19 protein-coding genes and 2 pseudogenes are annotated in these 19,973 nt (G+C 70.3%); 12 read left to right on the forward strand and 9 right to left on the reverse strand.

The features are described from left to right. Positions 1-84: 84 nt before the first annotated feature. Positions 85-558 carry a gamma-glutamylcyclotransferase family protein gene (locus tag EL338_RS17980; RefSeq protein WP_126334992.1) on the forward strand — a complete coding sequence of 158 codons (474 nt, stop codon included), beginning with the start codon at positions 85-87 and terminating at the stop codon, positions 556-558. Positions 559-638: 80 nt separating this feature from the next. Here EL338_RS17980 and EL338_RS17985 read toward each other — a convergent pair whose 3' ends face one another. Both EL338_RS17985 and EL338_RS17990 read right to left on the reverse strand, forming a co-directional pair. Next, a complete protein-coding gene (locus EL338_RS17985; RefSeq protein ID WP_126334993.1) occupies positions 639-1,817 on the reverse strand; it encodes a M20 family metallopeptidase in 1,179 nt (392 codons plus the stop codon). After that, positions 1,814-3,004, reverse strand: coding sequence for a M20 family metallopeptidase (locus tag EL338_RS17990; protein WP_126334994.1), 1,191 nt, complete (start codon positions 3,002-3,004; stop codon positions 1,814-1,816). The genes EL338_RS17985 and EL338_RS17990 overlap by 4 nt, the downstream gene beginning before the upstream one ends. A gap of 38 nt (positions 3,005-3,042) precedes the next feature. Here EL338_RS17990 and EL338_RS17995 point away from each other — a divergent pair, with 38 nt between their 5' ends. Next, positions 3,043-3,840 (forward strand): purine-nucleoside phosphorylase, encoded by a 798-nt coding sequence (locus tag EL338_RS17995; RefSeq protein WP_235666195.1) that lies wholly within the window; start codon positions 3,043-3,045, stop codon positions 3,838-3,840. Here the strand turns inward: EL338_RS17995 and EL338_RS18000 are convergent. After that, positions 3,786-4,910 (reverse strand): AbrB family protein, encoded by a 1,125-nt coding sequence (locus EL338_RS18000; RefSeq protein ID WP_126336947.1) that lies wholly within the window; start codon positions 4,908-4,910, stop codon positions 3,786-3,788. The two genes, EL338_RS17995 and EL338_RS18000, sit on opposite strands and share 55 nt — an antisense overlap. Before the next feature lie 134 nt (positions 4,911-5,044). On the opposite strand from EL338_RS18000, the pseudogene EL338_RS18005 reads away from it, so the two are divergent. Beyond that, positions 5,045-5,431 (forward strand): annotated as a pseudogene (locus EL338_RS18005) (MarR family winged helix-turn-helix transcriptional regulator); the annotation flags it as partial. After that, complete coding sequence (locus EL338_RS18010; RefSeq protein ID WP_435404942.1) at positions 5,329-6,951, forward strand: phospho-sugar mutase; 1,623 nt, start codon at positions 5,329-5,331, stop codon at positions 6,949-6,951. The pseudogene EL338_RS18005 and the gene EL338_RS18010, both read left to right, overlap by 103 nt. Here EL338_RS18010 and upp read toward each other — a convergent pair. Next, a complete protein-coding gene (gene upp, locus EL338_RS18015) occupies positions 6,948-7,571 on the reverse strand; it encodes a uracil phosphoribosyltransferase (protein WP_126334998.1) in 624 nt (207 codons plus the stop codon). The two genes, EL338_RS18010 and upp, sit on opposite strands and share 4 nt — an antisense overlap. 11 nt (positions 7,572-7,582) lie before the next feature. After that, on the reverse strand, positions 7,583-7,981 hold the full coding sequence (locus EL338_RS18020; RefSeq protein WP_126334999.1) for a hypothetical protein: 399 nt from the start codon (positions 7,979-7,981) through the stop codon (positions 7,583-7,585). An 83-nt stretch (positions 7,982-8,064) separates the two neighbouring features. On the opposite strand from EL338_RS18020, the gene satS reads away from it, so the two are divergent. Next, positions 8,065-9,333 (forward strand): protein export chaperone SatS, encoded by a 1,269-nt coding sequence (gene satS, locus EL338_RS18025; protein ID WP_126335000.1) that lies wholly within the window; start codon positions 8,065-8,067, stop codon positions 9,331-9,333. A 45-nt stretch (positions 9,334-9,378) separates the two neighbouring features. Here the strand turns inward: satS and EL338_RS18030 are convergent, their stop codons facing one another. From EL338_RS18030 to EL338_RS18040, 3 genes are all read right to left on the reverse strand, one after another. Then, the gene (locus tag EL338_RS18030) at positions 9,379-10,467 is read right to left on the reverse strand and encodes an adenosine deaminase (RefSeq protein WP_126335001.1); all 1,089 of its coding nucleotides are present in this window, start codon (positions 10,465-10,467) and stop codon (positions 9,379-9,381) included. Between the two features lie 26 nt (positions 10,468-10,493). Then, positions 10,494-11,792 carry a thymidine phosphorylase gene (locus EL338_RS18035; protein WP_126335002.1) on the reverse strand — a complete coding sequence of 433 codons (1,299 nt, stop codon included), beginning with the start codon at positions 11,790-11,792 and terminating at the stop codon, positions 10,494-10,496. 77 nt (positions 11,793-11,869) lie between these two features. Further along, the gene (locus EL338_RS18040; RefSeq protein ID WP_163792227.1) at positions 11,870-12,268 is read right to left on the reverse strand and encodes a cytidine deaminase; all 399 of its coding nucleotides are present in this window, start codon (positions 12,266-12,268) and stop codon (positions 11,870-11,872) included. 258 nt (positions 12,269-12,526) lie between these two features. On the opposite strand from EL338_RS18040, the gene sdhC reads away from it, so the two are divergent. The 7 genes and pseudogenes from sdhC to EL338_RS18075 form a co-directional block, all read left to right on the forward strand. Next, on the forward strand, positions 12,527-12,943 hold the full coding sequence (gene sdhC, locus EL338_RS18045) for a succinate dehydrogenase, cytochrome b556 subunit (protein WP_126335003.1): 417 nt from the start codon (positions 12,527-12,529) through the stop codon (positions 12,941-12,943). After that, positions 12,940-13,404 carry a succinate dehydrogenase hydrophobic membrane anchor subunit gene (locus EL338_RS18050; protein ID WP_126335004.1) on the forward strand — a complete coding sequence of 155 codons (465 nt, stop codon included), beginning with the start codon at positions 12,940-12,942 and terminating at the stop codon, positions 13,402-13,404. The genes sdhC and EL338_RS18050 overlap by 4 nt, the downstream gene beginning before the upstream one ends. A gap of 13 nt (positions 13,405-13,417) precedes the next feature. Then, on the forward strand, positions 13,418-15,172 hold the full coding sequence (sdhA, locus tag EL338_RS18055) for a succinate dehydrogenase flavoprotein subunit (protein WP_126335005.1): 1,755 nt from the start codon (positions 13,418-13,420) through the stop codon (positions 15,170-15,172). 2 nt (positions 15,173-15,174) lie between these two features. Further along, a complete protein-coding gene (locus EL338_RS18060; RefSeq protein WP_126335006.1) occupies positions 15,175-15,960 on the forward strand; it encodes a succinate dehydrogenase iron-sulfur subunit in 786 nt (261 codons plus the stop codon). A gap of 100 nt (positions 15,961-16,060) precedes the next feature. After that, a complete protein-coding gene (locus EL338_RS18065) occupies positions 16,061-16,825 on the forward strand; it encodes a PTS sugar transporter subunit IIAB (RefSeq protein ID WP_126335007.1) in 765 nt (254 codons plus the stop codon). An 8-nt stretch (positions 16,826-16,833) separates the two neighbouring features. After that, entirely contained in the window at positions 16,834-18,399 is a 1,566-nt protein-coding gene (gene ulaA / locus EL338_RS18070) for a PTS ascorbate transporter subunit IIC (RefSeq protein WP_126335008.1), read from the forward strand. A gap of 9 nt (positions 18,400-18,408) precedes the next feature. Further along, positions 18,409-19,014: pseudogene (locus EL338_RS18075) on the forward strand (carboxymuconolactone decarboxylase family protein); the annotation flags it as partial. A 1-nt stretch (position 19,015) separates the two neighbouring features. On the opposite strand, the gene EL338_RS18080 reads toward EL338_RS18075, so the two are convergent. Then, positions 19,016-19,927, reverse strand: a complete 912-nt coding sequence (locus EL338_RS18080) for a sigma-70 family RNA polymerase sigma factor (RefSeq protein WP_126335010.1) — start codon at positions 19,925-19,927, stop codon at positions 19,016-19,018. Positions 19,928-19,973 lie beyond the last annotated feature (46 nt).

The raw sequence follows: 19,973 nt of genomic DNA on the forward strand, positions 1-19,973 counted from the left end.
TCAACCTAGGCCAACCCGGACCGGGACGCCGCCTGGGCGGCCGATGTCGGCCCACCGCGTCGCGCTCCGTCTAAGATCTCCCCCGTGCCGCTCTACGCTGCCTACGGGTCCAACATGCATCCAGAGCAGATGCTGGAACGGGCACCGCACTCCCCGATGGCCGGCACCGGCTGGCTGTACGGCTGGCGGTTGACCTTCGGCGGCGCGGACATCGGCTGGGAGGGCGCCCTGGCGACCGTGGTCGAGGACCCCGCCTCCAAGGTTTTCGTCGTGCTCTACGACATGACCAGGGAGGACGAGGAGAACCTGGACCGCTGGGAGGGCTCCGAACTGGGCGTGCACAAGAAGATCCGCTGCCGGGTGCACCGCGAGACCTCCGACACCACGACGGATCCGGTGCTGGCCTGGCTCTACGTGGTCGACGCGTGGGAGGGCGGCATCCCCTCGGCGCGCTATCTGGGCGTGATGGCCGAGGCCGCCGAGATCGCCGGCGCCCCGGCGGAGTACGTGCACGATCTGCGGACCCGCCCGGCCAGCAATATCGGCCCGGGGACCTGACTGATCGAGTCAGACGCCACGCACACGAAGTGCGAGTAGGCACCTGCGTGGAGGCTGACTCGACCCGGGGACCTGAACGTCTAGAACGCGGCGCTGTGGTCGACCAGGTTGGCCATCACGCGCACCCCGACGGCCAACGCCCGCTCGTCGAGATCGAAGTTCGGCTGGTGCAGATCCAGCTGCGGGCCCGCACCGCTCCAGACGCCGAGGCGCGCCATGGCCCCGGGGATCTCCTCCAGGTACCAGGAGAAGTCCTCCCCGCCGCCGGATTGCCGGGTGTCGGCCAAGGTGTCCGGGCCCAGCGCCTCGATGGAGTGGGTCAGGATCCGCGTCGAGACCTCCTCGTTGACCACCGGCGGCACGCCCCGGCGGTACTGCAGCGTGTGCTCGATGCCCAACGGCGCCAACAGTCCCGAAACCGTCTCGGCGACAAGATCTTCCAACTCCAGCCAGGTCTCCCGGCTGGCGGTGCGCACCGTCCCGGCCAGCGTGCCGGTCTGCGGGATGGCGTTCGCGGCGACGCCGGACTTGACCGCGCCCCAGACCATCACGGTGCTGTGCCGGGGGTCGACGCGGCGCGACAGCACCCCGGGCAGGCCGGTGATCAGCGTGCCGAGTCCGTAGACCAGATCGCCGGTCAGGTGCGGACGCGAGGTGTGCCCGCCGGGCGAGTGCAGGGTGATCTCGATCGAGTCGGCCGCCGAGGTGATGGGCCCGGGTGTGGTCGCCACCCGCCCGACGGCCAGCCGCGGATCGCAGTGCAGCGCGAAGATCCGGGAGACCCCGTTCAACACGCCGGCGGCGATCGCGTCGATGGCGCCGCCGGGCATGAGTTCCTCGGCCGCCTGGAAGAGCAGCCGCACCCCGACGGGCAACTCGGGTGCGGCGGCCAGGGCCAGCCCGGTGCCCAGCAGGATCGCGGTGTGCCCGTCGTGCCCGCAGGCGTGGGCGACATTCGGCACCACGGAGGAGTAGACGGCGCCGGTGCGTTCGGCCATCGGCAGTGCATCCATGTCGGCGCGCAACGCGATCCGGGGCCGATGCTCCGGCCCGATGTCGCAGGTCAGCCCGGTGCCGCCGGGCAGCACCTTGGGGTTGAGGCCGGCGCCGGCCAGCCGCTCGGCGACGTACTGCGTGGTCTCGAACTCCTGGCGGCCCAGCTCGGGGTGCCGGTGCAGGTGCCGGCGCCACTCGACCAGGTCGTCGAAGTTGGTGGCCAACCAGGACTCGGCGACATCGGCGACAGTGGGGGTGTTCATGCCGCCCGCCTCTCCAGCAACTCAAGCACGCGGTCCCGCTGCTCCGGCGTCTCGGCGAGCCGGACCACGGTGCGCGCCAGCAGCACCGCTCCGTCGATGACGGCCCGGTCACCGCTGGGGCTCGCGGCCGCCGCGGCGAACGCGGGCTGGTGCACGGACGCGCCGCCGGCCTCGACGCCCACGATCGGGTGGATGCCGGGCAGCACCTGGGTGACGTTGCCCATGTCGGTGCTGCCCAACGGGAACGCGGCCTCGACGTCGGCGGGCACCGGGCTGCGGCCGGCGCGCTGCATCTCGGCGCGGAACGTCTCGGCGAGCCAGCGGTCGGGGCGCAGCTCGCGGTACACCGGGGACACCGGTTGGACTTCGTAGTCGCTGCCGGTGCCGACCGCCCCGGCCAGGAAACAGCCGGAGAGCTTGTCCTCGAGGTCGCTCAGCGAGTCGGTGTCGTTGGCGCGCAACGTGTATCGCAGCTCGGCATGGGCCGGTACGACGTTGGGCGCCTGTCCCCCGTCGGTCACGATGCCGTGCAGCATCTGGCCCGGCGCCAGGTGCTGGCGCAGCAGCCCGATGGCGACCTGCGCGACGGTGACCGCGTCGGCAGCGTTGACCCCCAGGAACGGTGCGACGGCGGCGTGGGCTTCGCGGCCGGTGTAGGTCGTCGTCACCTCGGCCAGCGCCAGCGAGCGCGCCGCGGCGATGTCGAGCGGGCCGGGGTGCATCATCACCGCCGCGGCGATGTCGTCGAACACACCCGCGTCGAGCATCAGGGCCTTGCCGCCGCCGGACTCCTCGGCCGGGGTGCCGATCAGCACGACGGTCAGGCCCAGCTCGTCGGCGACGTCGGCCAGCGCGAGCGCCGCACCCACCGCGGCCGAGGCGATGATGTTGTGCCCGCAGGCGTGGCCGATCTCGGGCAGCGCGTCGTACTCGGCGCACACCCCGATGGTCAGCGGCCCGCTGCCGAACGACGCGCGGAACGCGGTGTCGAGCCCGCCGGCCGCGGGCTCGATCGCGAAGCCCCGCTCGGCCACCAGCGCCTGCGTCTTGGCGCAGCTGCGGTGCTCGTCGAAGGCCAATTCGGGTTCGGCATGGATGTCGTGCGACAACGCGATCAGCTGGTCGCGGTACCGCCCCACGGTGTCCTCGACGGCCTCGGCGCACGACGATGCGGAGACACTGGACATCGTTGAAGTATCGCACTGGCCCGTTAAGGTCATCGCTCGTGACCGTCGATCCCCTCCCGTCGGTGCAGGACGCCGCCGCCGCGATTGCCCAACACACCGGTGTCGAGCGGCACGATGTCGCGGTGGTGCTCGGCTCCGGATGGGCCGCCGCGGCGCAGACGCTGGGCGAGCCGACCGCCACCCTGGCCATGTCCGAGCTGCCGGGTTTCACCCCGCCGAGCGCGGCCGGCCATCGCGGGCAGGTGCACTCCGTGCTGGTCGGCGACCGACGCGTGCTGGTGATGCTGGGCCGCATCCACGCCTACGAGGGCCACGACCTGCAGCACGTGGTGCATCCCGTGCGCACCGCGTGTGCGGCCGGCGTCGAGACCGTGGTGCTGACCAACGCCGCCGGCGGGCTGCGCGCGGACTTCTCGGTGGGCCAGCCGGTGCTGATCAGCGACCACCTGAACCTGACCGCGCGCTCGCCGCTGATCGGCGCGCAGTTCGTCGACCTGGTGGACGCGTACTCACCGCGGCTGCGCGCGCTGGCCAAGGACATCGACCCGACACTGACCGAGGGCGTCTACGCCGGGCTGCCGGGACCGCACTACGAGACGCCGGCCGAGATCCGGATGCTGCGCACGCTGGGCGCCGACCTGGTCGGCATGTCCACGGTGCACGAGACGATCGCGGCGCGCGCGGCGGGCGCGCAGGTGCTGGCGGTGTCGCTGGTGACCAACCTGGCCGCCGGGATGACCGGCGCGCCGCTGAGCCACGCCGAGGTGCTCGAGGCGGGCCGTCAGTCCGCCACCGCGATGGGTTCCCTGCTGGCCGCGGTCGTCGCCCGGCTCTGACGGCCGAACCGCCGCCCGGCCGCCACCAGGCCGCGTGCCAGCAGCGGCGCGGCGAACAGCATCACCAGGATGCGCAGCACCTGGGCCGCCACGATGAACGTGACGTTGGAGCCGGTCTCGACCGCCGTCGCCAACACCGCGTAGACGCCGCCCGGGCTGGTGGCCAGGTAGCCCTCGAGCGGGGTCAGGCCGGTGACGTGGGACAGCAGCAGGCCCAGGCCCGCGGTGGCCACGCCCAGCGCCACGATGAGCGCGAGCGCCAGCGGCAGCGTGCGTCCGATGGCCCGCAGCGCGTCGCGGGTGAACGTCAACCCGGCCTGCCAACCGACCAGCGCGTAGGCCACCTGGACCAGCACCATGGGCACCGCCAACCCCAGCGACCAGCCGGCGACCTCGAGGCCCACCGTCACCGCCATCGGGCCCAGCAGGCCCGCCCCGGGGATCCGGGCCCAGCGGCCCAGCGTCGCGCCGACCACCGAGATGACGACCACCATCGCCAGGCTCAGGTACCACGGCGCGGTCTGGCTGTCGGTGGGCAACTGCACGGGTTGGGAGCGATCGGCGACGAAGATGACCGTCACGACGATCGGCATGGACGCGGTGATCAGGCCCACCCGCAGGTACTGCACCACCGCCACCACCCGGTCGTCGCCGCCGAGTTCGCGCGCGATGGCCACCAGGCCCGAGGCGCCGCCGGCGACCAGGGCCAGGGCCCCGGTCAGCGGGGTGACGTCGCGATGCAGGCCCAGCAGCATGCCGGCGAGCAGGCTGATCACCAGCGTGGCGAGCACGACGCCGACGACGATCGGCCAGTGCGACCCGAGCGCGGCCACCGAGTCCGAGGCCACCATGGTGCCGATGTAGACGCCGAGGACGGCCTGGGCGGCCAGGCCCGCCCGCCGCGGCACCGCCGCCGGCGCGAACGACGACAGCGCCAGGACGATCCCGACCACCAGCGCGGCGAACAGCGCCGCCGAGGGCACCCCGGCCAGGGTCAGTCCCACGCTGGCCGCGGCGGTGACGGCGGCGAGCACCAGCCAGCGCGCCGCCAGCTGTCCACGTTCCCTCATCGTCACGATTACCAAGTATGCCCTTGTTTTCTCACCCGTCGAACCAGTTATATTCCGCGTTATTCGAAGGTATAACTTTGTATGTGTCCTCCGATGCCGCCAATCCCTCGGCCACCGACCTGCGCGAATCGGTGATGGCGCTGGCCCGCCAGATGCGCCGGCACCGCCGGGCCGGCGGCCTGACCCTGTCGCAGATCGAGGTGCTGGGCGAGATCAGCCGCAGCACCGTGATTACCCCCGCGGTGCTCGGCGCACGCCTGCAGGTGCGCGCCCAGTCGCTGACCGACAGCATCAACGACCTCGAGGGCTCCGGCCTGGTGTCGCGGCGGCCCGACCCGCAGGACCGCCGTCGTCAACTCATCGAACTGACCGACGCCGGGCGGCGGTTCCTCGACGAGGACCGCGCCCAGCGCGACCGCTGGCTGCACACCATGATGGCCGAGCATCTCTCCGACCTCGAGACGAACCTGCTGATGCTGGTCTCGCCGATCCTGCGCAAGCTCGCCGACGCCGAGCGGGCACAATCGGGCCCATGCTGAGGTTCGGTACCGCCGGGTTGCGCGGCCCGATGCGCGCGGGCCCGGACGGCATGAACATCGCGACGGTCAGCACCGCGACGTGGGCGGTCGCCAAGGTGCTCAGCGAGCGCGGCCTGGGCGGAGCCACGGTGGTGGTCGGCCGCGACGCCCGCCACAACTCCGCGGAGTTCGCGCTGGCCACCGCGGAAGTGTTTGCCGCCGAGGGATTTTCGGTGACCTTGCTGCCGGATCCGTTGCCCACCCCGGTCGTCGCGTACGCGGTCCGCGAGCTGGGTGCCGCGGCCGGGGTGCAGATCACGGCCTCGCACAATCCGGCGAGCGACAACGGCTACAAGGTGTATTTCGACGGCGGCATCCAGATCGTCTCCCCCACCGACGTCGAGATCGAGACCGCCATCGGGGCCGCGCCGCCGGTCGCCGGCATCGCCCGGGTGCCGGTGCTGCCCGCCGGCACCGAATTGGTCCGGCGCTACCTCGAGCGGGCCGCGACCGTGCGCCGCGGCGAGCACCGGGTGCGGGTGGCGCTGACGCCGCTGCACGGGGTGGGCGGGGCGAGCGCGCTGGCCGCGCTGCGCCTGGCGGGCTTCGACGACGTGCACGTGGTCGCCGAACAGTTCGAGCCCGACCCCGACTTCCCGACCGTCGCGTTCCCCAATCCCGAGGAGCCCGGCGCGGCCGACGCGGTGTTGGCCCTGGCGGCCGAGGTCGGCGCCGACCTGGCGATCGCGCTGGACCCCGACGCCGACCGCTGCGCGGTCGGGGTCCCGACACCGGACGGCTGGCGGATGCTCTCCGGCGACGAAACCGGTTGGCTGCTGGGCGATTACGTGCTGTCCGGGCTGGATGCCGAGACCGCCGCTGGCAGCGTGGTGGCCAGCACCGTGGTGTCCTCGCGGCTGCTGGCGGCCATCGCCGCGCAGTACGGCGCCACCCACGTCGAGACGCTCACCGGATTCAAGTGGCTGGCCCGCGCCGACGCCGACCTGCCCGGTAAGGAACTGGTCTACGCCTACGAGGAGGCCATCGGGCACTGCGTGGATCCGGTGGCGGTCCGCGACAAGGACGGCATCAGCGCCGCGGTGCTCGCGTGCGATCTGGTGGCCACGCTCAAGGCCTCCGGCCGCACCCCGCTCGAGGCGCTCGACGACCTCGCCGCCCGTCACGGGGTGTACCTGACCTCGGCGGTGTCGGTGCGCGTCGACGACGCCGCCCCGGCGATGGCCGCGCTGCGCGCCGACCCGCCGGCCACGCTGGCGGGCGCGCCCACCGTCGTCGAGGATCTGCGGCAGCGCCCCGCTCCGCACGACACCGATGCGCTGATCATCTCGGCCACCGGCGCCGAGGCCGGGCTGCGCATGGTCGTGCGCCCGTCGGGCACCGAGCCGAAGCTCAAGTTCTACCTGGAGGTCAGTCGGGCCCCCGTCGGTGGGGCCGCCGCGGCGCTGCTCGACGAATTGGTCGGCGCGGCAAGACAGCTCGGGGAACGGCTGACCGCCGGTTAGCGCGGACCGAACTGCCGGTCGCCGGCGTCGCCCAGGCCGGGGACGATGTAGGCGACATCGTTGAGCCCCTCGTCGAGCGCGGCGGTGAACAACCGGACCTCGGGTGCCGCCGCCTCGACCGCGGCCACCCCCTGCGGGGCGGCCACCACGCACACCAGGGTGATGTCGGAGGCGCCGCGGGACCGCAGCAGTTGCAGCGTGTGCACCATCGACCCGCCGGTGGCCAGCATGGGGTCGAGCACCAGCACCGGCTGGGCGCTCAGGTCCGCGGGCAGCGACTCCAGGTACGGCGTCGGCTGCAGGGTCTCCTCGTCGCGCGCCATCCCGACGAACCCGACCCGCGCCTCGGGGATCAGCGCGTGGGCCTGATCGACCATCCCGAGCCCGGCCCGCAGCACCGGCACCAGCAGCGGCGGGTTGGCCAGCCGGCACCCCGTGGTGGCGGCCACCGGGGTCTGCACGGCGATGTCGGTGCACGCCGCGTCGCGGGTGGCCTCGTAGACGAGCATCAGCGTCAGGTCGCGCAGCGCGGCGCGGAAGCCGGCGTTGCCGGTGCGTTCGTCGCGCAGGGTGGTCAGTCGGGCGGCGGCCAACGGGTGATCGACAACGCGAACCTGCATAGCGCAGAACCCTAATGCGCCTCGGGTGCGCGCCGCGGCAGGAACCGGGCCGAGGCCAGACCCAGGACTCCGATGATCAGCGGCGGCAGCACCCACAGCAGCGTGAGGAACAGCGCGCCGCTGCGCGATCCGCTCAGCGACAGGCCGAGCGCCAACACGAACAACACGCCGGCGGCCAGCACGGCCAGGCCGGTGATCGCCGTCGCGAGCACCCCGGCGAGCACCACCCCGTAATGCCGGTACCCGCCGGCCCACAGCAGCGCCAGGGGCACGAGCGCGTACGCCACACCGGCCCAGTTCAGCTGGCCGTAGCCGAACGCGTGCAGCGCCGGGCGCAGCACCAGCACCGCGGCGACGGCGGCGGCGACCACGCCCAGCACGGCGATTCGACGCGAAGTCAGGGAGCCCATGGGTTCATTCTGGCCGCACGTTCGGCGTCACGTTTGGGATAGGGCGCGACCACCGCCGAAGCGGCGTCGTTATTCTGTGCCGCATGGCTGCTGACCTTGTGCCGATCCGCCTCGGCGTGACCGCGGGCGACCTGTACACCCTCTGGGCGCCGCGCTGGCGCGACGGCGGAGACGAGTGGGAGGCATTCCTCGGCGAGGGTGACGACCTCTACGGCTTCACCAGCGTCGCCGATCTGGTGGCGTTCGTCCGCAGCGGCGCGGACAACGATCTGTCCGACCATCCGGCGTGGGAGAAGCTCACCGAGGCCAACGCGCATCGCCTGGACCCGGCCGAGGACCGGCAGTTCGCGCTGATCGCGGTCGAGGAACTGCTCGCCGAGAAGCCCACCGAGGACAGCGTCAACTCGCTGGCCCGCACGCTGGCCGTGGTGTCCTCGCTCGGATCGGTGTGCGAACTGCCCGCGGTCACCAAGTTTTTCAACGGCAACCCCACGCTGGCGTCGGTCAACGGCGGCATCGACGAGTTCTCCGGCAAGGCCGGCCTCAAGCGCTGGAACAACATCGCCGCGATCGTCGGGCGCAACTGGGAAAAGGTGATCGCCGCGATCGACGAGATCGTCACCACCCCCGGGGTCGACACGAAGCTTTCGGCCAAGGCCGCCGATGAGCTCGCCGAGCCCGCGCCCCCGGCGGAGGACGAGCTCGACGACGACGCCGTGGCGGCCGCCGACGAAACCGAGACCGAAACCGAGACCGAGGCCGCCGAACCCGCGGAGCGCGCCGCCGCCGACACCGTGGTGCTCGGCGACGACGAGGACTTCTGGGCCAAGGTGGGCATCGACCCGATCCGGGTGATGACCAGCGGCGGCACGTTCTACACGCTGCGCTGCTACTTCAACGACCGGCCGATCTTCCTGGGCCGCAACGGTCGGGTCAGCGTGTTCGGCTCCGAGCGCGCCCTGGCCCGCTACCTGGCCGACGAGCACGACCACGACCTGTCGGACCTGAGCACCTACGACGACATCCGCACCGCGGCCACCGACGGCTCGCTGGACATCGACATCACCGAGGACAACGTCTACGTGCTCACCGAGTTGGCCGACGATCTGGCCGACGGTCCCGATGCCGTCGACCGCGATCAGCTGGAGCTGGTGGTGGAGTTCCTGCGCGACCTCGGCGACTACTCCGAGGAGGACACCGTCGACAAGGCGCTGGACGCCGACGCCCCGCTGGGCCGCTACGTCGACTACGTGCTCGACGGCACCGGCCGCAAGCCCGCGTCCTACGCCGAGGCCGTCACGCAGTTCGAGAAGCTGGAACGCTTCGTCGAATCCCGCTTGCGCAGCGAGTGATTTCGGCGTGATCGTCCACGCTCAGCATGGGAAATCACGCCCAACTCACCCGACGAGCACGGCGTAGCGCGGCTTGATCACGTCGTCGATGATCGCGAGGCGCTCGGGGAACGGGATGAACGCCGACTTCATCGCGTTGATGGTGAACCGCTCCAGATCGCTCCAGCCGTAACCGAACGCCTCGACCAGCCGCGCCATCTCCTGGCTCATGCTGGTGTCGCTGATCAGCCGGTTGTCGGTGTTGACGGTCACGCGGAACCGCAACCGCGCCAGCTTGTCGAACGGATGCTCGGCGATCGAGGCCGCCGCGCCGGTCTGGACGTTGGACGTCGGGCACATCTCCAGCGGGATGCGCTTGTCGCGCAGGATCGAGGCCAGCCGGCCCAGCTTCGCCGTGCCGTCCTCGTCGACGGTGATGTCGTCGACGATGCGCACCCCGTGGCCCAGCCGGTCGGCGCCGCAGAACGCGATGGCCTCGTGAATGGACGGCAGGCCGAACGCCTCGCCGGCGTGAATCGTGAAGCGCGCGTTGTTGCCCCGCATGTATTCGAACGCGTCGAGGTGCCGCGTGGGCGGGTAGCCCGCCTCGGCGCCGGCGATGTCGAAGCCCACCACGCCGCGGTCGCGGAACCGGATGGCCAGCTCGGCGATCTCGCGGGAGCGGGCCGCGTGGCGCATGGCGGTGACCAGGCAGCGCACCGTGATGGCCCGGCCGGTGCCGGCCGCGGCGCGTTCACCGTCGACGAACCCGGCCAACACGGCGTCGACCACCTCGTCCAGTGACAGCCCGCCGTCGATGTGCAGTTCGGGGGCAAACCGGATCTCGGCGTAGACGACGTTGTCGGCGGCCAGATCCTCCACGCATTCATAGGCGACGCGGTGCAGCGCCTCGGCGGTCTGCATCACGCCGACGGTGTGCGCGAACGGTTCGAGGTAGCGCTCCAGCGAGCCGCTGTGCGCGGCGGTGCGGAAGAACTCGGTCAGCGCGTCGAGCTCGGTGGCGGGCAGGTCGTCATAGCCGAACTGGTCGGCGAGCTCGAGCACCGTGGCGGGGCGCAGTCCCCCGTCGAGGTGGTCATGCAGCAGGGCCTTGGGGGCGTGTTGGATCCGGTCCAGACTCAGCGGCGTACTCATAGACCCATCATCTCCCGCTGCGCCCGCTAACCGAGGCGATCGATCACCAACGGCAGCTCGGGCGGCGCGGTGTCGCGCACGGACCATGCGCCGTCGAGCTCGGCCAGCGCGGGCCGCAGCCGCTCCGGGGTGTCGGTGTAGAGCGTGAACACCGCCTCCCCGGCGGCCACCGGCTCGCCCGGCCGGCGGTGGATGCGCACCCCGGCGCCGGCCTGCACCGGCTCGCCGGGACTGGCCCGCCCGGCGCCCAGGCGCCAGGCAGCCATCGCCACGCCCATCGCGTCGAGGTCGCCCAGCACGCCGGCGCGGTCGGCGGTGACGGTCTCGCTGGCCGCGCCGACGGGCAGCGCGACGCTCAGGTCGCCACCCTGGGCGGCGATCAGGGCCCGGAACCGGTCCATCGCCGACCCGTCGCGCAGCGTGTCGGCGGGGTCCACACCGTCGATGCCGGCGGCGGCCAGCATCTCGGTGGCCAGCTCCAACGTCAGGGCGACGACATCGGCCGGTCCCCCGCCGGCGAGCACGTCGAGGGATTCGGCGACCTCGATCGCGTTGCCGACGGCGTATCCGAGCGGGCGGTTCATGTCGGTGAGCAGCGCGCGGGTCGGGACGCCGTTGGCGTTGCCGAGGTCCACCATGGTCTGGGCCAGCTCGCGCGATTCGGGTTCGGTCTTCAGGAATGCGCCGCGGCCCACTTTGACGTCGAGGACCAGCGCGCGGGCGCCCTCGGCGAGCTTCTTGCTCATCACCGAGCTGGCGATCAACGGCAGCGAGCCGACGGTGGCGGTGACGTCGCGCAGCGCGTAGATCTTGCGGTCGGCCGGGGCCAGCTCGCCGGCGGCGAAGATGGCCGCACCCTGCTCGCAAAGTTGCTGGCGGATCTGGTTTTTCGACAGCTCGGCGCTGAAGCCCCGGATGGCCTCGAGCTTGTCGAGGGTCCCGCCGGTGTGGCCGAGGCCACGTCCGGAGGCCTGCGGCACCGCCCCGCCGCAGGCCATCACGACCGGCAGCAGCGGGATGGTGATCTTGTCGCCGACCCCGCCGGTGGAGTGCTTGTCGACCAGCGCCAGCGGCTTGCCGTCGCGGCGCAGGTCAGTGAAGTCGAACCGCTGCCCGGAGCCCACCATGGCTGCGGTCCACCGGGCGATCTCGGCGGGCGTCATACCGCGCAGGTAGATCGCCATCAGCAGCGCCGACATCTGCTCCTCGGCGACGCGGCCGTGCGTGTAGCCGTCGATGATCCAGTCGATCTGCGCGTCGGACAGCGCGCCGCCGTCGCGCTTGGTCGCGATGACCGAGGGGGCGTCGAAGGTTGGGGTGTCGATGCCGGTGATCCTAGGCGAATGACGCAGCGGTTCGCGGAGCCTGCGGAGCGAACCGCGGAGGAATCCGCCAATCGGCCTCAGCTGCGCTCGAGATCCTGCGGCCCGAACGCGTCGGGCAGCAGCTCACCCAAGGTGCGCGGCCCGCGCGGGTGGTCGATGAGCAACTCGGGCCCGCCGTGCTCGAGCAGCACCTGCCGGCAGCGCCCGCAGGGCATCAACACCTCGCCGTCGGGACCGACGCACGCCAGCGCCACCAGTCGCCCGCCGCCGCCGGAATGCAGGGCGCAGACCACAGCGCACTCGGCACAGAGACCTAGGCCATATGAGACATTCTCCACATTGCATCCGGCGACGATTCGATGATCGTCCACCAGTGCCGCGGCGCCCACCGGGAAGCCGGAGTACGGCGCGTAGGCCCGCGCACTTACCTCGATAGCCTTGTCCCGCAGCGCTTTCCAGTCCACCTCAGCAGGCACTCGCACACCCCTGTTCACACTCTGAATGCATTCCGAACACACACCTCTCGTCAACCCGAATCATTTAGGGCACCCTAACTTTTCAGTGAAAACCGCCGTTTTCGTGTCGACGGCAATTCGGTCGTTACTGAGAATGGGATTAGAGTCCATCCGACGGTCTCGCTCGACGTTCACAGTACGAACGAGCGACATTCGAGACACCGCCACGCCGGGGTTGCCGAGATGCCCCGGCGTCCACCGAAGGCGTTGGAGGCGCTGATGACGACAGCGGCACAAGCCGAGCCGGCGCACACTGACCGGCCGCGACGTCGCACCCTGTACCGGGGCGACCCAGGCATGTGGTCCTGGGTTCTGCACCGCATCACCGGTGCAACGATTTTCTTCTTCCTGTTCGTGCACGTGCTCGACACTGCACTGGTCCGCGTCAGCCCGCAGGCCTATAACGAAGTCATCGAGACCTACAAGACCCCGCTGGTGGGGTTGATGGAGGTCGGTCTGGTGGCCGCGGTGCTGTTCCACGCCCTCAACGGGCTGCGGGTGATCGCGGTCGACTTCTGGTCCGAGGGTCCGCGCCATCAGCGCAAGATGCTCGCCGGAGTCGGCATCATTTGGTTGGTGGTCATGGTCCCGGCCCTGGTGGTCCTGGGCATGCATATGGCGGAGAGGTTCCTGTGAGCAGCGTCGAACAGCCCCGCATCCGACCGGTGGCACCGGTCCTGGAGACCAGCTTCGACCGTCCGGCGGCGCTGGACAACCCGCGCGCGCCGCGGCGGCCCGGCGGCATGCCGAACTTCGAGAAGTACGCATGGCTGTTCATGCGGTTCTCCGGCATCGCGCTGGTCTTCCTGGCCCTGGGCCACCTGTTCATCATGCTGATGTGGCAGGACGGCGTGTACCGGATCGACTTCAACTACGTCGCCCAGCGCTGGGCCTCGCCGTTCTGGCAGACCTGGGACCTGCTGCTGCTGTGGCTGGCCCAGCTGCACGGCGGCAACGGCATGCGCACCATCATCGCCGACTACACCCGCAAGGACTCCACCCGATTCTGGCTGAACGCCTTGTTGGCGCTGTCGATGATCTTCACGCTGGTACTGGGTACCTACGTCCTGCTGACCTTCGACGCCAACATCGCCTGAGTGTGAGGTTTTCATGATTCAAGAGCATCGCTATGACGTCGTCATCGTCGGTGCCGGCGGGGCCGGCATGCGCGCCGCCGTCGAGGCCGGTCCGCGAGCACGGACGGCAGTGCTGACCAAGCTGTACCCGACGCGCAGCCACACCGGCGCCGCGCAGGGCGGCATGTGCGCCGCGCTGGCCAACGTCGAGGAAGACAACTGGGAGTGGCACACCTTCGACACCGTCAAGGGCGGCGACTACCTCGCCGACCAGGACGCCGTCGAGATCATGGCCAAGGAGGCCATCGACGCGGTGCTGGACCTCGAGAAGATGGGGATGCCGTTCAACCGCACCCCGGAGGGCCGCATCGATCAGCGTCGCTTCGGCGGTCACACCCGTGACCACGGCAAGGCCCCGGTGCGTCGCGCCTGCTACGCCGCGGACCGCACCGGCCACATGATCCTGCAGACGCTGTACCAAAACTGCGTCAAGCACGACGTGGAGTTCTTCAACGAGTTCTACGCGCTGGACCTGATCCTCACCGAGACCCCCGGCGGCCCGGTGGCCACCGGAATCGTCGCCTACGAGTTGGCGACCGGGGACATCCATGTGTTCCACGCCAAGGCGATCGTCTTCGCCACCGGCGGGTCGGGCCGGATGTACAAGACCACCTCGAATGCGCACACCCTGACCGGCGACGGCCTGGGCATCGTGTTCCGCAAGGGACTCCCGTTGGAGGACATGGAATTCCACCAGTTCCATCCGACGGGCCTGGCCGGCCTGGGCATCCTGATCTCGGAGGCCGTGCGCGGCGAGGGCGGGCGACTGCTCAACGCCGACGGCGAACGGTTCATGGAGCGCTACGCCCCCACCATCGTCGACCTGGCGCCCCGCGACATCGTCGCGCGGTCCATGGTCCTCGAGGTGCTCGAGGGCCGCGGCGCGGGACCGAACAAGGACTACGTCTACATCGACGTGCGCCACCTCGGCGAGGAGGTGCTGGAAGCCAAGCTGCCCGACATCACCGAGTTCGCCCGCACCTACCTGGGCGTGGACCCGGTCAAGGAACTGGTGCCGGTCTACCCGACGTGTCACTACGTCATGGGTGGCATCCCGACCACCGTCACCGGGCAGGTGCTGCGCGACAACAACAACACCGTGCCGGGCCTGTACGCCGCGGGCGAATGCGCCTGCGTGTCGGTGCACGGCGCCAACCGGTTGGGCACCAACTCGCTGTTGGACATCAACGTGTTCGGCCGGCGCGCGGGCATCGCCGCGGCCGAGTACGCCGCCAACAACGACTTCGTGGATCTGCCGCCGCAGCCGGAAGGCATGGTCACCGGCTGGGTTTCGCACATCCTCAGCGAGCACGGCCACGAGCGGGTCGCCGACATCCGCGGCGCGCTGCAGCAGTCGATGGACAACAACGCCGCGGTGTTCCGCACCGAGGAGACGTTGAAGCAGGCGCTCACCGACATCCATGCGCTCAAGGAGCGCTACTCGCGAATCACGGTGCACGACAAGGGCAAGCGCTACAACAGCGACCTGCTCGAGGCCATCGAACTCGGCTTCCTGCTGGAGTTGGCCGAGGTGACCGTGGTCGGGGCGCTCAACCGCAAGGAGTCCCGCGGCGGCCACGCCCGCGAGGACTACCCCAACCGTGACGACACCAACTACCTGCGTCACACCATGGCCTACAAGGAAGGCACCGACCTGCTTTCGGACATCCGGCTGGACTACAAGCCCGTGGTCCAGACCCGGTACGAGCCAATGGAACGGAAGTACTGACAATGAGTGCACCCGTCATCGACAAGCCCGAAGCCGGGGATCCACCGCTGCCCCCGATCCCCGACGGCGCCGTCATGGTCACGCTGAAGATCGCGCGGTTCAACCCGGAGAACCCGGATGCGGCCGGATTCCAGAGCTTCCGGGTGCCGTGCCTGCCGACCGACCGGCTGCTGAACCTGCTGATCTACGTCAAGAGCTACCTCGACGGCACGCTGACCTTCCGCCGGTCCTGCGCGCACGGCGTGTGCGGTTCGGACGCGATGCGGATCAACGGGGTCAACCGGTTGGCCTGCAAGGTGCTGATGCGCGACATGCTGCCGAAGAAGGCCAGCAAGCAGCTGACCATCACCATCGAGCCCATCCGCGGTCTGCCCGTCGAGAAGGACCTCGTGGTGGACATGGAGCCGTTCTTCGACGCCTACCGCGCGGTCAAGCCGTTCCTGGTCACCAGCGGCAATCCGCCCACCCGGGAACGCATCCAGAGCCAGACCGACCGGGCCCGCTACGACGACACCACCAAGTGCATCCTGTGCGCCTGCTGCACCACCAGCTGCCCGGTGTTCTGGAGCGAGGGTTCGTACTTCGGACCGGCGGCGATCGTCAACGCCCACCGGTTCATCTTCGACTCGCGCGACGAGGCCGCGGCCGAACGGCTCGACATCCTCAACGAGGTCGACGGGGTGTGGCGCTGCCGCACCACCTTCAACTGCACGGAGTCCTGCCCGCGCGGCATCGAGGTCACCAAGGCGATCCAGGAGGTCAAGCGCGCGCTGATGTTCGCGCGCTGACCCCTGCGGTTCTTCGCCGGGCGGCCACCGAGGACCACTTCCTAGCAGGAAAAGTGGTCCTCCGTGGACGCTCGCGGCGAAAACACGTTACGGTCCAGGCATGGCCGGCCTGTCCGAACTGCTGTCCGAAGAACGCATCGCCCTCGACGTGGCTGCCGACAGCTGGCAGGAGGCGATCCGCGCCGCCGGCGGGCTCCTCGAACGCGACGGCGTCGCCGAGGCCGCCTACACGCAGTCGATGATCACCAACGTCGAGGACAACGGCCCCTACATCGTGGTGGCGCCGGGCTTCGCGTTCGCCCACGCCCGCCCGTCGGAGGCCGTGCACAGCACCGGGATGTCCTGGGTGCGCTTGAGCGCCCCAGTGGAATTCGGCCACAAGACAAATGACCCGGTGACGCTCGTGGTGGCCCTGGCCGCCACCGACGCCGGGGCGCACAACACCGCCATGGCGCAGCTGGCCAAGGTGCTCGGCGACCCGACCCGGCGCGCCGCGCTGGACACCGCGGCCACCCCGGCCGAGTTGCTGGGAGTCCTGGGCGGCTCCGCGACCGCAGCGCCCGCCGCCGCCAAGCAGGGCACGAACCTGATCCTGACGGTGTGCGGAAACGGCCTGGGCACCAGCCTCTTTCTGAAGAGCACCCTCGAACAGGTGCTGCAGACCTGGGGCTGGGACCGCTACATCGCCGTCGAGGCCACCGACACCATCTCGGCCAAGGGAAAGGCCGCCGGCGCCGACTTGATCCTGACCTCGGGTGAGATCGCCAAAACCCTGGGCGACGTGGGAATCCCGGTCAAGGTCATCGAGAACTTCAGCTCCACCACCGAGGTCGACGCGGCACTGCGCGACTCCTACGACGTCTAGGAGACCTGATGGACTGGCTGGTCACCATTGCCGAATTCCTGGTCAACGAGATCCTGGCGGTCCCCGCCTATCTGATCGGCATCATCACCGCCGTCGGCCTGATCGCGCTGCGCAAGAACGTCGGCCAGGTCATCGGCGGGGCACTCAAGGCCACCCTGGGCTTCCTATTGCTCAACGCCGGCGCCGTGCTGGTGACCGGGTCGCTGGAACCGCTGGGCGTCATGATCCAGGGTGCGACCGGCAGCCAGGGCGTGGTGCCGACCAACGAGGCCATCGTCGGGATCGCCCAGAACCAGTTCGGCGCACAGGTCGCCTGGCTGATGATCCTCGGCTTCGGTTTCAGCCTGCTGCTGGCCCGGTTTACCCCGCTGCACTACGTGTTCCTCACCGGCCACCACATGCTGTTCATGGCCACGCTGTTGACCATCGTGCTGGCCACCGCCGGCTTCTCCACCACGGTGGTCGTCGTGGTCGGCGGCATCCTGCTCGGCGTCGTGCTGGTCTCGCTGCCGGCGATCTCGCAGCCCTGGACCAAGCGCATCACCGGCGACAACAGCATCGCCATCGGCCACTTCGGCACGCTGGGCTACATCTCCGCCGGCATCGCCGGACGCGTCGTCGGCGGCAAGAACAGCAAGTCCACCGAGGACCTCAAGCTGCCGGAATCGCTGCGCTTCCTGCGTGATTCGATGGTCACCACCGCGCTGTCGATGGTGCTGATCTACCTCGCGGTCTCGCTGCTCTACCTGAGCAGGGTCGGCCAGGACACCGCGTTTGCGGCCTTCGCCGACGACACCGGCGCCGGGGCCGCCACCGGCGTGGGCAACTACCTGATGATGGGCGTCACCGAGGGGCTGGGCTTCGGCGTCGCCGTCGCGGTGATCCTGTTCGGCGTGCGCACCATCCTCGGCGAACTCGTGCCGGCGTTCCAGGGCATCGCCAAGCGGGTGGTGCCGGGCGCGGTTCCGGCCCTCGACGCGCCGATCGTGTTCCCCTACGCCCAGAACGCGGTGCTCGTCGGCTTCATCTCGAGCTTCATCGCCGGCCTGATCGGCCTGGGGGTGCTCGCGGCGTGGCTGGGCCCGGCGTTCGGCTGGGTGCTGGTGCTGCCCGGCCTGGTGCCGCACTTCTTCACCGGCGGCGCGGCCGGGGTCTACGGCAACGCCACCGGCGGTCGACGCGGCGCGGTCGCCGGCGGCTTCGTCAACGGCCTGCTGATCACCTTCCTGCCGGCAATCCTGGTGGGGGTGCTCGGCGCCCTGGGCGAGGAGAACACCACCTTCGGCGACACCGACTTCGCTTGGTACGGAATCCTGATGGGCAACGCTGCCAAACTTGGCGAGGTCTGGGGCGTGGTGGTCATGCTGATGATCAGCGCCGTGCTGCTGGGACTGGCGATCCTGGTGCAGAAGCGCCTTGTGGACACCGGTTGGGACGCCTCGCCGGGACGCCCGGCGCCGACGGGGGCTGGACCCGACGGTGATGGTGAGCCAGCCGTTGCCAGCACCGGTCGCAGCTATCCGAAGATCGCACCCCCGGTCGGCGCGCCGCCGCCCCCGCCGCCGCTGCGGTAGCCCGCCGTGTCACACCTCGGCGGGCAGTCTCGTCCAAGGGGTATGACACAAACACGTATCCCACCCGTGCCGCCGAACGAGGCGGGCCTGCTGACCCGGCTGATGTACCGCTACGCCCGGCGCCGCTTCGGCGAGGTGCCCGAACCGTTCGCGGTCGCCGCGCACCACCGGCGGCTGCTGATCGCCAACGCCGTGCACGAATCCCTGCTGCAGAGCGGATCCAAGACGCTGCCGGCCACCGTCCGCGAACTCGCGGTGTTCTGGACCGCCCGCACCATCGGCTGCTCGTGGTGCGTCGACTTCGGGTCCATGTTGCAACGCCTCGACGGCCTGGACGTCGACCGGTTGAAGTCGATCGACGACTACGCCACCTCGCCCCTGTTCAACGCCGACGAACGCGCCGCCATCGGCTACGCCGACGCCATGACCACCGACCCGCACACCGTCACCGACGAACAGGTCAGCGATCTGCGCCGCCGCTTCGGCGACGACGGGGTGATCGAGCTGACCTATCAGATCGGGGTGGAGAACATGCGCGCCCGGATGTACTCCGCACTCGGCATCACCGAGCAGGGCTTCAGTTCCGGAGACGCTTGCCGAGTGCCCTGGGCCTGACTCAGCGGCCGCCCAGCGGCGACCCGGTGAACTTGTCCGGGTTGGCGATATCCCATACCGCCCACACCTTTCCGTCCTTGACCGTCATCGCCGCGATCCGCGGCATCATCTCGGCAAAACCCGATTCGACGGGCTGGCCGGCAGTGAAAGAGCCCAACTCGCCGTTGATCAGCGCCAGTCGTTGCGACGTGACGAATCCCGGCCCATAGCGCTGGGCCAGCCCGAGCAGGAACCGGGCCACCTTGTCGGGCCCGATGATGACCTGGGCGGCGGTCGGTGCCCGCCGGTTGGCATCCCCGGTGAAGCGCACCTCGGGATGCAGCAGCGCCACCACGGCGGCCAGGTCGCCGGCCGCGATCGCGGCCATCAGCTGCCCGACGACCTCGTCATGCTGCGAGTCGGACGGCGGGGCGGGTGCCTGCGCCACCGCGCGCCGGGCCCGCGAACCCAGCTGACGCGCGGCGGCCGCGCTGGTCCCCAGCACCTCGGCGACCTCCGGGAAGGACATCCCGAACCCGTCGTGCAGCACGAAGGCAACCCGTTGATCTGGCGAAAGACGTTCCAGCACAACCATTGCCGCGTACCGCGCACCCTCGGCGGCGACGACGGCGGCCAGCGGGTCATCGGCGCCGTGCTCCACCACGACGGGCTCGGGCAGCCAACTGCCGACGTAGTTCTCCCGGCGGTGCGCGGCCGACCGCAGCCAGTCCAGGCTCAGCCGGCTCACCACGGTCGTCAACCATGCGCGCAGGTCGGCGATCTCGCGGCGCCGCTCCCCCAGTCCGGCCCACCGCAGCCACGCGTCCTGCACCATGTCCTCGGCATCGGCGACCGTGCCGGTCAGCCGGTAGGCCACGGCAAGAAGGTGGGGCCGCACCGCCTCGAATTCGACGGCTCCCGCGCTCGAGGTCACCCGTCCAGCCTATTCCGTCGTTGCACCGACGCCGCGCCCTCGGCGA

Origin of the sequence: Mycolicibacterium chitae (assembly GCF_900637205.1) — a bacterium.
GTDB lineage: Bacteria > Actinomycetota > Actinomycetes > Mycobacteriales > Mycobacteriaceae > Mycobacterium > Mycobacterium chitae.

Excerpts from the sequence above, each read along its gene's own strand:
- sdhA (WP_126335005.1), top strand. The coding sequence starts at position 13,418 with ATGATTCAAGAGCATCGCTATGACGTCGTCATCGTCGGTGCCGGCGGG.
- ulaA (WP_126335008.1), top strand. The coding sequence starts at position 16,834 with ATGGACTGGCTGGTCACCATTGCCGAATTCCTGGTCAACGAGATCCTG.
- EL338_RS18000 (WP_126336947.1), bottom strand. The coding sequence starts at position 4,910 with ATGAGGGAACGTGGACAGCTGGCGGCGCGCTGGCTGGTGCTCGCCGCC.
- EL338_RS18030 (WP_126335001.1), bottom strand. The coding sequence starts at position 10,467 with ATGAGTACGCCGCTGAGTCTGGACCGGATCCAACACGCCCCCAAGGCC.
- EL338_RS18060 (WP_126335006.1), top strand. The coding sequence starts at position 15,175 with ATGAGTGCACCCGTCATCGACAAGCCCGAAGCCGGGGATCCACCGCTG.
- EL338_RS17985 (WP_126334993.1), bottom strand. The coding sequence starts at position 1,817 with ATGAACACCCCCACTGTCGCCGATGTCGCCGAGTCCTGGTTGGCCACC.
- satS (WP_126335000.1), top strand. The coding sequence starts at position 8,065 with ATGGCTGCTGACCTTGTGCCGATCCGCCTCGGCGTGACCGCGGGCGAC.
- upp (WP_126334998.1), bottom strand. The coding sequence starts at position 7,571 with ATGCAGGTTCGCGTTGTCGATCACCCGTTGGCCGCCGCCCGACTGACC.
- EL338_RS18020 (WP_126334999.1), bottom strand. The coding sequence starts at position 7,981 with ATGGGCTCCCTGACTTCGCGTCGAATCGCCGTGCTGGGCGTGGTCGCC.
- EL338_RS17990 (WP_126334994.1), bottom strand. The coding sequence starts at position 3,004 with ATGTCCAGTGTCTCCGCATCGTCGTGCGCCGAGGCCGTCGAGGACACC.
- EL338_RS18065 (WP_126335007.1), top strand. The coding sequence starts at position 16,061 with ATGGCCGGCCTGTCCGAACTGCTGTCCGAAGAACGCATCGCCCTCGAC.
- sdhC (WP_126335003.1), top strand. The coding sequence starts at position 12,527 with ATGACGACAGCGGCACAAGCCGAGCCGGCGCACACTGACCGGCCGCGA.